A 12,406-nucleotide genomic window follows, 5' to 3' on the forward strand; every position below is an offset into this window, starting at 1 on the left:
CTCCCCGACCCCTCGCCTCGGGAAGCCCGGCCGGTGCAGCTGCCACCCCGACCAGCCCACCGGCCGGGCACCTACCTCGGAGTCCGGGGGCGGGGCTCACACCGCGTGATCGGTGCGGGATACTGGGCGGCTGGCCGCCAGGACAGCATCCGCGGACACCGCGCGATCCCGAGCCGCACCGAGGAGAACCGGTGAGCACTCCCCGCACCGACGCCGAGACCCGCCGCCTGGTCGACAAGCTCTGGAGCTACTGCAACGTCCTTCGCGACGAAGGCATCTCCACCATCGACTACGTCGAGCAGCTCACCTTCCTGCTGTTCCTCCGGATCGCCTACGAATCCGAGAACGACGGCCTCGACCCGCACCGCATCCTCCCGGAATCCTGGCAAGGCCGAGGCTGGGAAGAGCTCGAAGGCGCGACCGGGATCGACCTGCAAACCCGATACGAAACGCTGCTGCGCGACCTCGGCAACCAGCCGAAGGACACGCCGCTGAACCTCATCTTCGGCAAAGCGCAGAACAAGGTCCAGAACCCGGCCATCCTCTCCAAACTGATCAACGACCTGATCGGTGCTCAGGACTGGGCAGGCAACGGCGACGTCAACGGCGACGCCTACGAACAACTCCTCGCCCGCGGCGCCGAAGACACCAAAACCGGCGCCGGCCAGTACTTCACCCCGCGGCCACTGATCGACACCATCGTGCGCTGCATGAAACCCACCCCGCAGGACACCATCACCGACCCGGCCTGCGGCACCGGCGGCTTCCTGCTCTCGGCCGCCGCGCACATCCGCGACGAAGAGAACAAGAAAGACCCCAGCGAGCGGATGGACCGCGACGAGCGGCTCAAACTCATGCAGCGCAACATCTGGGGCACCGAGATCGTGCACGGCACCGCACGGCTCGCCGCGATGAACCTGCTGCTGCACGGCATCGGAAGCTGGGACGGGCAACAGGTCGTGCACGTCGGTGACGCGCTCGCCGAAGGCGGCAAGAACGCGAGCCTAGTGCTGGCGAACCCACCGTTCGGCAAGAAGTCCTCCATCGCCATCGTCGGCGAAGACGGCAAAGCGAACCGAGAGGACATCTCCTACAGCCGCGACGACTTCTGGGTCACCACCACCAACAAGCAGCTGAATTTCGTCCAGCACATCGCCTGCCAGCTCGCCATGCCCGGCCGAGCCGCCGTGATCGTCCCCGACAACGTGCTGTTCGAAGGCGGCGCGGGCGAAACCGTGCGGCGACGACTGCTCCAGCAGTACGACGTGCACACGCTGCTTCGGCTGCCCACCGGGATCTTCTACGCGGGCGGGGTCAAGGCGAACGTGCTGTTCTTCGACCTGCGCCAGAACCTCACGCCCGACCAGCCGTTGACCAGCAAGCTCGCGGTGTACGACTTCCGCACCAACCAGCACTTCACGCTCAAGACCAAAGCCCTGCGCCACGACCACCTCGACGACTTCGCACAGTGGTACGCCTCCCACCCCGACCCGGACCAGCGAGCCGAGAACGACCGCGTCCGCGTGTTCACCTGCGATGAACTGCTCGCCCGCGACAAGGTCAACCTCGACCTGTCCGGCTGGGTCAAGGACGACTCCGCCGAAGACGCCGACTCGCTGCTGCCGCCCGCCGTGATCGCCGCCGAAATCGTCGAAGACCTTCAGGCGGCGCTGACCGAATTCGCCGCGGTGGCCGAAGCATTGGGAGAACCTTCCGCGTCGGACAGTGCACCGTTGGAATGATCAGCTGAGGTATCGCCGCCGGTCCGTCCTTGCAGGACTACGCCCGTGTCATCGCTGAGGGAGCGCCTCGGCGGCGTCGAGGGATATCTCAACAACCTCCCAGGCGGGTGCCGCGGTTATCCGGCCAACCGGCATGCCAGGGACGAGAGCGAAGACGTGCGCACCAACCGGAAGTTCCGCTCACAGCGGATGTTCCCGGTGCCGGAAAGCGTCGATCCAGAAGGGCAAGTGTTCATGGGGACGCACTTCAAGATCGCAAACTCAGGGATGATCAGCCCGCGGATGCACTACTCCGACGCGACCGCTCGCGACGGGAAGATCTACGTCGGCTACCTCGGCAAGCACCTGCCGACACAGCAGACGAACTGAACGCGAACGAGGGCCGCACCGGGAATTCGGTGCGGCCCTCGTCCTCGTGCGGTCAGCGCCAGTGGCGCAGGGCGTCCCGGAGCACCTTCGGCTGCTCAGGCCGCTCCGGTCCGATGGTCGCGGCGCCCTCCGGTGTCGGCTGGGGGAGGGGTTCGCAGGTGACGTCCGAGCCCTCGCCGGGCTTGCGGGCGGGGAGTTCGCCGGTGGTCAGGTAGTCGGCGATGCGGTCGTCGACGCAGGCATTGCCGGACAGCGAACCGGAGTGCGTGGTGCCGCCGGGGAGGCTGATCAGGCTCGCGTGCGGGAACCGTTTGCGGGCTTCGAGCGCGCCGGGGAACGGCGTTGCGGCGTCCAGTTCCTCGCTGATCAGCAAGGCGCCCTCGACGTTGCCGCCGTCGACGTTCACCGGCTCACCCGCCTTCGCCGGCCAGTTCAGGCAGGACGCGTTGTACCAGGCGTTCGCCCACGTCTCGAACGGTGCTTTCGCGTGCGTCACCCAGTTGTCCGCGCGCCAGCGGCCCCACTGCTGCGGCCACTGCACATCGGAGCACTGGACGGCGTTGTACGCGGCGAAACCGTTGTCGTCGCCGGGCGTGTTCGACGCGTCGTAGATGTCCACCAGCGGCTGCCACTCACCGCGGTGCACCCAGCCCGCGAAGGCCTTGGCGCGCTTGTCCCAACCGGTCTGCCCGTAGCCCGCGGACAGGAACAGATCGGTCCACTCCGACGAGCCGATCTCGCCGCCCGCGGGCTGCGCGTCGAGCTTCGCGCGCTGCTCGTAGAAGAGCCGCTCGACCTGCGCACCGGTGGTGCCGAGGTGGTACACCGAGTCGTAGCGGGCGACCCAATCGAAGAAGATCTTGATGTTGCGGTCGAACGCGACGTCCTGGTTCAGGTTCGCGTCGTACCAGACGTCCTCGACGTTGACCACGCCGTCCATCACGACCCGGCGCAGCCGCTCCGGGTGCAGCGTCCCGTACACCTGGCCGAGATAGGTGCCGTAGGAGAAGCCGTAGTAGTTCAGCTTCTCCTGGCCGAGCGCTTTGCGGATGCTCTCCATGTCCTCGACGGAATCCGTCGTCTTCATGTGGTCCAGCAGCGCCCCGCCGGTCTTGTCGCACGACTCGGCGTAACCCGAGGCGCGGGTGAGCCACTCCTGTTCCTTCTCCGGTGTCGTCGGCAGGTAGTCGGGCCGGTCGTGACCGAAGTAGTTCGGGTCGCAGGACAGCGCGGGCTTGCTGGAACCGACACCGCGCGGATCAAAACCGACCCAATCGTAGGCGGCGCCCGCATTGCCCGGAACCGACGAACCCAACGTCGCCAAATACAAGCCGGAACCGCCAGGACCACCCGGGTTCAGCAGCATCGCGCCCTGGTATTGCTCCTCGGGCACGGTGTGCTTCACCTGCGATACGGCGAGTGAGATCTTCTCCCCGCCCGGATTCGCGTAGTCCAGCGGAACTTCGAGCATTCCGCACTCCGCGCCCGCCTTCTGCAAGGACTCGTCCTCGCAAGGACCCCAGGAAATCGGGGCGGGTTCGAAGGGAGCCGGGGTGTTCGGGGCGGCGGAACCCGCCGGTGCGAACAGCAGGCCTGCGGCCAGCAAGCCGGTCGCCGCTGTCGCGATCGCTGATTTCTGCACTTCATTCCTCGATGTCCGGTTCGGCGCCCGCTGCGGGTGCCGATCGGCTCAGTCTGCTCAGGGCGCCCGCATTCCACCAGGTGTTTCGCGAATCCGCACGATTACGCGCATTCCCAGTTGAACGGTATTGGTGACTCACGATATCCGATCGAGCGCGGATGGTGAGTAAAAACGCTCACCCGCCGCGCCGGATACGTCGGATACGGTCCCGCTCGGGTTCTGAAGAAGAGGGGATGCCGGATGGAGTCGAACAACGTCGCTGCACAACGGATGGATGACGGAGCGACGAGCGCGTCTCGCGCGGCAACGTTCCGTGGTAGCAACGAACAAGCTGCTGCACGGTTCGTTCGATCTGCCGCGTCCGATGAAGGACAAGCCGTAGCCGAGCGCTGAAAGTTCCCCGGGCCTCACGGCCGCCAAGGGCTGCGCTTGTCCGTGACGTTGCGGGTCGGGTCCTCGTGGCGGGGAACGTTCGGCTCGTCCGCGCGCAGCGGGACGAGGCCCGCCGTGATCGCGCGCATGATCCGGTCCCTCGCCCGCACGGCGTCGCCCGTGCGGTCCGCCGACAGGTCGCTCAGATCCACGGGGGCGCCGAAATGCACCTTCAGCACCGGGCGCCGCCGGATCGCGGCGAACCAGGACGACAGCAGAACCCGAACGTCGCCCAGGTTTCCCACGCGGAGCATTCCGTAGCACATGGCCTCGTGCGCACCCCACTGGCTGATCGGGATCACCGGTGCACGGGACGCCAGCGCCATCCGCGCCACCCCGGTTTTGCCGCGTTCCGGCCACAAACCGGGCTCCAAGCCGATCCGGCCCTCCGGGTACACCAGCACCGGCCGGTGATCCTCCTCGAGCGCGCCGACCACGTCGTCGAGGGCCTCCGTCGCGTTCGCCTTGCCGCGATCGGCACGCACGTGACGGCAGTGGCGCAGCATCGCACCGATCACCGGGGCGTCGAACAAGCCGCCCGTGGCGAGGAACCGCAGCGCCAGCCGACGCCGCCCGCACGCCGCCATCACTACCAGCGCGTCGATGTTGCCGATGTGGTTCGACGCCAGCAGCAGCGGCCTGCCACGCAACTCGTCCGGCACATCACCGGTCACCTCCAGACGGCCCGTGAGCAGGATCAACGCGCGATCCACCCGCAGCAGTACCCGCCACAACAGGGGCGCCTCCCGGAACAACCGGGTGCGGGACCGCGCGGACGCCTGTGGCGTTCGACGTGCCGGCTCTGCTGGATCTACGGGCTGGGCGACCATGACCAAGCAGGATCGCACAACGGCGGAATCCGTGGACGCGGACTCCGGGAACCCGTCCCGAACTCGCTGCGCGCAGGTGCCCGGAGCGCGGGCCGGGTTCACTCGCGGGATCGGAATTTCCCAGGTGGAACACGCCCGTGGCCACTGTGCCACCTGTGACGCGAGGGGCCGGTCAAGATACCGTAAGCCCCATGGCGGGCCGGACCACGAGCGGCGCCCAGCGCAAGAACCAGTCCCAACAAGGTTCGAGGAGCCGGGCACAGAGCTCAACACGCAGCTCAGGCGGCACGACGAAGAGCAACGGTAGTGCCGCGAAGAACCGCAAGACCACCTCCAACGGAGGATCCCCACGCGGCTCCACCCACGCACCTCGTCGGACCCCGGCGAAGAAGTCGACTCCGCAGCGCGCCCAGCCCAGAGTGGGCGGGGTGCTGCGCCGCGCCAAGGACATCGACCCCGCGCACGGCCGCACCGGGCTCGCGATCATCGCGCTCGCCGCGGCCGTGATCACCGCGGCCGGCATCTGGTGGCACGCGGGCGGCCCCGTCGGGCAGTGGCTCGACTGGGGGCTGCGCTTCGTCATCGGCTCCGCCGTGCTGGTGCTGCCGATCGTCGTCGCCGGAGTCGCGGTGTTCTTCGCCAGTACCGACAACAATCCCGAAGCCCGGCCACGCGTGGTGCTCGGCTCCGTGCTGCTCGGCTGGAGCGCGCTCGGAGTCCTGCACATCGCCACCGGAGCGCCGGGCGGCTGGCAGGAGTGGCCGCAGGCGGGCGGTGTGCTCGGGTTCCTCGCCGGAGGGCCGCTGGCGCAAGGGCTCACCGGCTGGGTGGCGGTGCCCGTGCTGATCCTCGTCGCGCTGTTCGGCCTGATGCTGCTCACCGACACCACGCTCGCGACCGTGCGCAACCGCCTCATCGGCAAACCCGTCGAGGACGGCGAACCCGAGACCGAAGAAGTCGTGCCCGAGACGGTGAAGCTGCGCCGCCCGTCGCGGCGCCGCCAAGGCTCCGCCGCCGGCTCCTCCGATGACGAGGCAGCGGCCGCGAACAGCGGTGGCAAGAGCAAGAACGACCAGCTCTCCATCGACGACGTGCCCGAAGAAGCCCCCACCAAACCCCGTGGGAAGGCGAAGTCCGCGGCCGCCGAAGTCCCCGCCGCCGACGCGTCCGAGGAACAGGAACCCGCCGACAGCGGCAAGCTCACCATCAGCCGCGCCGTCGAAGGCGACTACAAGCTGCCGCCGCTGGACGCGCTCACCGGTGGGGACGCGCCGAAGACGCGCAGCAAGGTCAACGACTCCATGATCGAGGCGATCACCGGCGTCCTGGAGCAGTTCAAGATCGACGCGGAAGTCACCGGCTTCGTCCGCGGCCCCACCGTCACCCGCTACGAAGTCGAACTCGGACCCGGCGTGAAGGTCGAGAAGATCACCGCGCTGACCAAGAACATCGCCTACGCCGCCGCCACCGACAACGTGCGGCTGCTCGCGCCCATCCCCGGCAAATCCGCCGTGGGCATCGAAGTGCCCAACAGCGACCGCGAAATGGTGCGGCTCGGCGACGTGCTGCGCTCCACCACCGCATCCGGCGACCAGCACCCGCTGGTGATGGGGCTCGGCAAAGACATCGAAGGCCACATGGTCACCGCGAACCTGGCCAAGATGCCGCACCTGCTGTGCGCGGGGTCGACCGGTTCCGGTAAGTCCAGCTTCGTGAACTCGATGCTGGTGTCGCTGCTGGCGCGGGCCACGCCGCAAGAAGTCCGGATGATCCTGATCGACCCGAAGATGGTCGAACTCACCCCGTACGAGGGCATCCCGCACCTGATCACGCCCATCATCACCCAGCCGAAGAAAGCCGCCGCCGCACTCGGCTGGCTGGTGGACGAGATGGAACAGCGCTACCAGGACATGCAGGCCAACCGGGTGCGCCACATCGACGACTTCAACACCAAGGTCCGCTCCGGGGAGATCACCGCGCCACCCGGCAGCGAACGCGAATACCGGCCGTACCCGTACATCCTCGCCATCGTCGACGAACTCGCGGACCTGATGATGACCGCGCCGCGCGACGTGGAGGACGCGATCGTGCGGATCACGCAGAAGGCCCGTGCCGCCGGGATCCACCTGGTGCTCGCCACCCAGCGGCCCTCCGTGGACGTCGTCACCGGTCTGATCAAGACGAACGTGCCGTCGCGGCTGGCGTTCGCCACGTCCTCGCTCACCGACTCCCGCGTCATCCTGGACCAGCCGGGGGCGGAGAAGCTGATCGGCATGGGCGACGCGCTGTACCTGCCGATGGGCGCCGGGCGGCCGCAGCGAGTGCAAGGCTCCTTCGTCAGCGACGAAGAGATCCACCGCGTCGTGTCCTACACGAAGGAACAGGCCGAGCCGGACTACACCGATGGCGTCACCGCGGCCAAGGCGGGCGAGAAGAAAGAAGTCGACTCCGACATCGGCGACGACCTCGACGTGCTGCTGCAGGCCACCGAACTGGTCGTCACCAGCCAGTTCGGCTCCACGTCGATGCTGCAGCGGAAGCTGCGCGTCGGGTTCGCCAAAGCCGGTCGGCTCATGGACCTGCTCGAATCGCGCAACGTCGTCGGCCCCTCCGAAGGGTCCAAAGCGCGTGATGTGCTGGTGAAACCGGATGAGCTGGAAAACGCTCTGTATTCGATTCGTGGCGGTCCGCCACCGGATTCCGAAGAGTGATCGACGGCCCCGCCCGAACAGGCGGGGCCGTTGCCGTATTTACCGGTGATTTTCGTAGCGGCAATGCTTTCGGTATGCGTTTTTCACGACTACGACACCGCCACTCGGGGAGTGGTGGAAAGGTGCCACGAGGGTTCACGGACAGATCAAGAACAGATATATTCTGCGCCGCTCCTCGACCGAAAGGTTCTCGATGAACGGCAAGAAAGCACGAGCCGGTGCCGCCACCGCGCTGTCGGTGCTGCTGCTCACCGGCTGGTACCAGGCCACGGCCTGGGCCGAGCCGCCCGCCGGCGACATGACACCGGCGGACATCTCGAAGGGCGAGATGTTCCGGCAAGGCGGCAGCAGCTACCCGCGCCTGGTCCGGCTGGAGAACAGCGGCGCCGCCAACGGGCGCGTCATGGCCAGCATGACCACCTACGTGGACAACGCCGGACGTGCGGTGATCTACGAGAGCACCGACGACGGGAAGTCCTTCGCCCCGGTCGGCGAGATCCGTGACCCGGCGGGTGAGAACGCCAAGGGCATGTGCTGCTCCACGCTCTACGAACTGCCCCGGCAAGTCGGCGACATGCCCGCGGGCACCCTGCTGTGGGCGGGCACCGCCGGAGTCGGCGACGACGAGGAGACCCGGACCAGCAGCGTCCGGTTGTGGCGCAGCGACGACCAAGGGCGGACCTGGAAATACATGTCCGACGTGGTCTCCAAACCGCCGGGACCCGGAATCTGGGAACCGGAATTCACCGTCTCCGAACAAGGTGATCTGGTCGCGTTCTACTCCGATGACCAGGACCCGAACCACGATCAGAAAATGGTTCAAGTCCGGTCCGAGGACGGCATCACCTGGACCGACGAGCGCGATGCGATCAAGCAGGACGAATTCCGGGTGCGCCCCGGGATGGCGGGCGTCCGTCAATTGCCGGACGGCACCTATGTGATGACCTACGAAATGTGCAACTACGATCCGGTGCACACCTGCACCGTGTGGATGCGCACATCCGACGACGGATGGGACTGGGGCGACCCCCGCGACCCCGGCACCGAGATCATCTCGGACACCGGTGGGCAACCGCTCGGTACGCCGACGATCGCCTGGGCGCCCGGCGACGACCCCAACGGCAAACTCATCCTCGCCTACCAGATGCTCGCCGGTGACAACGGCGGCTGGGCACCCGGCAACGGCAAGACCCTGATGGTCAACGACGACCCGTCGGACCTGTCCACCGGCTGGCGAGAGATCGACGCGCCCGTGCACATCGACAACAACCAGGGCAGCACCTGCCGTGGCTTCAGCCCCTCGGTGGTGCCGACGGAGGACGGCGACTCATTGATCCACATCGTCACCGACTTCGAGAAGTACATCGGCGGCCCCTGCGAGGCGTTCTTCGGAACCGGCCCCATCGACGGCTCCGGTGACGCGGCCACGACCGACACCGGACGCACCCCGCTCGACCTTCGCCCCGGGCGCTGAGTTCTCGTTCGGTTTCGGGCTCGTTTTGCTTGGGTGGTCGGGTAGCGGAACCTCAGTGAGCCTCTCGCTGCGGGATCTTTTTCCCTAGTGGCTCCGCCATGAGGGAAAAAGCTGTCCTCGCGAGAGGCTCACTGAGAACCCGCCGGTGGTCGGCTTTTTGACGTGGGCTATGCGCTTCGCGCATTCAGGCACGGCTTCGCCGCAGGGCACGGCTTCGCCGCAGGGCACGGCTTCGCCGCAGGGCAGGCTTGCTTCGCGGCCCTTCGCAGCCCTTCGCCGCGAACCGCACGGACTTTGGTCGTAACGAATGGATTCGACGTAAGGAAGGGGCGTCAGGGGCTCAGGGTGGCGTACGAGTCGTCCAATTCGTTCAAGGACTTCACTCCGAGCAGGCGCATCGTGCGCTCGACCTCGGTGCGCAGGATGTCGACGGCACGTTGTGCGCCGCGTTCGCCGCCCGCCATCAGGCCGTACAGGTAGGCGCGGCCCACCAGGCAGGAGTCGGCGCCCCGGGCCACCGCCGCCACGATGTCGGCGCCGCTGAGGATTCCGGTGTCCAGCATGATCTCGCCGCGATCCCCGATCGCATCGCGCACTCGCGGCAGCAGTTCGAGCATCGTCGGTGCCCGGTCCAGCTGGCGTCCGCCGTGGTTGGAGAGGATCACCGCGTCCGCGCCGAGCTCCACGACCTTGCTCGCGTCCGCCGCGTTCTGCAGCCCCTTGATGATCAGCGGGCCGTCCCAGATATCCCGCAGCCACTCCACATCGGCGAAGCTCAGCGACGGGTCGAACATCTCGTTCATCAGCTCGGCGACGGTGCCTTCCCAGCGGTTGAACGAGGCGAACTGCAACGGCTCCGTGGTGAGCAGGTTGATCCACCACGCCGGGTGCAGCGCGCCGTCGGCGATCGTCTTCAACGTCAGCGACGGCGGAATCGTCAAACCGTTGCGCACGTCCCGCATCCGGGCGCCCGCCACCGCCGTGTCCACGGTGAGCATCAGCGCCTCGTACCCGGCTTCCTGCGCCCGGCGAACCAGTTCGCGGCTGGCGGACCGGTCGCGCCACACGTAGAGCTGGAACCACTTGCGCGCTCCGGGCGCGGCCGCGGCGAGGTCTTCGACGGACGTGGTGCCCATCGTGGAGAGGCCGTAGGGGATGCCCGCGCGCTCGGCGACCCGCGCCACCGCGGGCTCACCCTCGTGGTTCATCATCCGCGTGAAACCAGTGGGGGCCAACGAGACCGGCAACGCCGACGGTTCGCCGAGGATCGCCCTACTGGTGTCCACACTGGACACATCGCGCAACACCGAGGGGTGGAACTCGATGCCCGCGAACGTGCGCCGAGCACGCCGCAGACTCGTCTCGCTCTCCGCCGCGCCGTCGGTGTAGTCGAACACCGCGCGCGGAGTGCGGCGCCGCGCGATGGTCCGCAGGTCCGCGATGGTGTGCGCCTGCGACAAGCGCCGCTCGGTCGGATTCAGCTTCGGCGGCTCCACCCGCAGCAGCGGACGCAACTCGGACCAGCGTGGAATCTGCCGCCGCACCATCGAGCACCGTCTCCTCTACGTCGTCATCCGGGGACGCGGACGACATTACCCAGCGGCGGTGGGCGCGGTCACTGCTCAGCGACCATGCCCCTGGCCACTCCGCGCGGACTCCGAAACCGTGACGGGCGCGACCACCTTGAGCAGGTGACCGCGCCCGTCGAGGTGGCGTTGATCAGGAGTCGAAACGCATCGTGCTCCCGGTGTTCGTCTTCGCCTCGAAGCCCACGACCTGGCCGGACTCGGCGCGGACCGGTTTGATGTCGGCACGCTCGACCGCGTCCGCCGTGGAGACGCTCATGTTGCCGAACTGGCGCACGGCCTCGTAGTAGATGTTCGCGGCGGCCTCGCACGTCGAGTCGTCGGCGCAACCCGAGTACATGTCGGCCTTGAAGTTGTCGTCGATGCGCAACCGGTCGTCCTCGCTGAACCGGTCCTGTGCCTTGTAGTTGCGGTAGCCGAAGTCGTGCCGGTCGCAGCTGGTGGAGAAGTCGTAGCCCAGCGGCTCGTCCGGCGACCAGGAACAGCTGTCCGACGACCAGTCCAGCTGATCGGCGTGCGGCTGCTCGGACCGCAGCTCGACGAAGTCGCTCAGCGAGGTCTCGAACAGGTACTCATCGGTGACCTGCTGCAACTCGCCATCGGAGAGGTCGGCGTGGGCGGTACCGACCGACAGCAGCATCGCGGCGCCGGCGGCGACGGACGCGACGAGCCCACGTCGGGAAGTGGCGGAACGGAACACGGAGTCTCCTCGGGGTCAGGGTGGGGCCTGCAAGGATCAGCAACCAGTGTTATAGCCGTTACGTACGGTACGTGCGGGATCAAGCGGGTTTTCGTCGGATGAACCCCGGATGACGCGCTTCCGCCGGGTGCGGCGACGTCTAGGCTCGGAGTCGATCACTCGCTCGGACTAGGACGGCGATGCGGCTCAACACCACGACATTCGGCGACGGTCCACGCGCGGTCGGCCTGGTGCACGGCCTCGGGCAGTCCGGAGCGCTCTGGCACGACTTCGCCGAACCACTCGTCGCCGATGGGGAGCACACCGTGATCGCGGTGGACCTGCGCGGCCACGGGGACAGTCCGCGCGGCGACTCCTACTTGATCGACGAGTTCGCCGCGGACCTGGTCGACACCTTGCCCGCCGGACTGGACGTGCTCGCCTGCCACTCGCTGGGCGGCTCGATCGTGCCCCGCGCCGTCGGAGCGCTGGCGCCGAAGCACGCGCTGTACCTGGACCCGGGATTCCAGCTGGCACTGCCGACGGCCGGATGGCGTGCTCGGTTGTTCTGGGCGGCACCGACGGTGAGCCTCGTGATCAGTGCACTCGCCCGCCGGGACCGGCAGCGGCAGGCCGCCGCCGCGCACACCCCGCGCACCCGCGAACTCACCGCGCAGGCCAAGGGGAAGTTCGACAAGAAGATGATCGGCGAGGTCTACCGGGACATCGCCCACCACCCGTTCATCCCGGCGGCACCGGAAGTGCCCAGCACCGTGGTGCTCTCCGCCGAAGGCGACGCGGTCGTGCCCCCGGGTCTGGCCGCCGAACTCGAACGACTCGGCTGGAACCTGCGCCGTCTCAACGAGATCGGCCACGAACTCTGGCTGGAAGACGCCCCGAAGACCAACGCCGCCGTCGCGGACCTGTTCTGAACGGTGCGC

9 protein-coding genes are annotated in these 12,406 nt (G+C 67.7%); 5 read left to right on the plus strand and 4 right to left on the minus strand.

What is annotated here, in order from left to right; genetic code table 11:
- Positions 1 to 191 precede the first annotated feature (191 nt).
- Positions 192 to 1,742, plus strand: a complete 1,551-nt coding sequence (locus H2Q94_RS06575) for a class I SAM-dependent DNA methyltransferase (protein WP_243793171.1) — start codon at positions 192 to 194, stop codon at positions 1,740 to 1,742.
- A 45-nt stretch (positions 1,743 to 1,787) separates the two neighbouring features.
- A complete protein-coding gene (locus tag H2Q94_RS06580; RefSeq protein WP_243793172.1) occupies positions 1,788 to 2,111 on the plus strand; it encodes a hypothetical protein in 324 nt (107 codons plus the stop codon).
- Positions 2,112 to 2,163: 52 nt separating this feature from the next.
- Here the strand turns inward: H2Q94_RS06580 and H2Q94_RS06585 are convergent, their stop codons facing one another.
- Positions 2,164 to 3,753: an alpha/beta hydrolase gene (locus H2Q94_RS06585; protein ID WP_243793173.1), complete on the minus strand. Its 1,590-nt coding sequence runs from the start codon at positions 3,751 to 3,753 to the stop codon at positions 2,164 to 2,166.
- Positions 3,754 to 4,160: 407 nt separating this feature from the next.
- Positions 4,161 to 4,904 carry a lysophospholipid acyltransferase family protein gene (locus tag H2Q94_RS06590; protein WP_243795574.1) on the minus strand — a complete coding sequence of 248 codons (744 nt, stop codon included), beginning with the start codon at positions 4,902 to 4,904 and terminating at the stop codon, positions 4,161 to 4,163.
- A gap of 302 nt (positions 4,905 to 5,206) precedes the next feature.
- On the opposite strand from H2Q94_RS06590, the gene H2Q94_RS06595 reads away from it, so the two are divergent.
- Both H2Q94_RS06595 and H2Q94_RS06600 read left to right on the plus strand, forming a co-directional pair.
- The gene (locus H2Q94_RS06595; protein WP_243793175.1) at positions 5,207 to 7,726 is read left to right on the plus strand and encodes an FtsK/SpoIIIE family DNA translocase; all 2,520 of its coding nucleotides are present in this window, start codon (positions 5,207 to 5,209) and stop codon (positions 7,724 to 7,726) included.
- A gap of 193 nt (positions 7,727 to 7,919) precedes the next feature.
- Complete coding sequence (locus tag H2Q94_RS06600) at positions 7,920 to 9,200, plus strand: sialidase family protein (RefSeq protein ID WP_243793177.1); 1,281 nt, start codon at positions 7,920 to 7,922, stop codon at positions 9,198 to 9,200.
- A gap of 332 nt (positions 9,201 to 9,532) precedes the next feature.
- On the opposite strand, the gene H2Q94_RS06605 is transcribed toward H2Q94_RS06600, so the two are convergent.
- Together H2Q94_RS06605 and H2Q94_RS06610 are read right to left on the minus strand one after the other, a co-directional pair.
- Complete coding sequence (locus H2Q94_RS06605) at positions 9,533 to 10,747, minus strand: alpha-hydroxy acid oxidase (protein ID WP_243793183.1); 1,215 nt, start codon at positions 10,745 to 10,747, stop codon at positions 9,533 to 9,535.
- A gap of 172 nt (positions 10,748 to 10,919) precedes the next feature.
- Positions 10,920 to 11,486: a phospholipase gene (locus H2Q94_RS06610; RefSeq protein ID WP_243793184.1), complete on the minus strand. Its 567-nt coding sequence runs from the start codon at positions 11,484 to 11,486 to the stop codon at positions 10,920 to 10,922.
- A 179-nt stretch (positions 11,487 to 11,665) separates the two neighbouring features.
- On the opposite strand from H2Q94_RS06610, the gene H2Q94_RS06615 reads away from it, so the two are divergent.
- Positions 11,666 to 12,397: an alpha/beta fold hydrolase gene (locus tag H2Q94_RS06615; protein WP_243793187.1), complete on the plus strand. Its 732-nt coding sequence runs from the start codon at positions 11,666 to 11,668 to the stop codon at positions 12,395 to 12,397.
- Positions 12,398 to 12,406 lie beyond the last annotated feature (9 nt).

This window comes from Saccharopolyspora gloriosae, from assembly GCF_022828475.1.
Lineage (GTDB): Bacteria > Actinomycetota > Actinomycetes > Mycobacteriales > Pseudonocardiaceae > Saccharopolyspora_C > Saccharopolyspora_C gloriosae_A.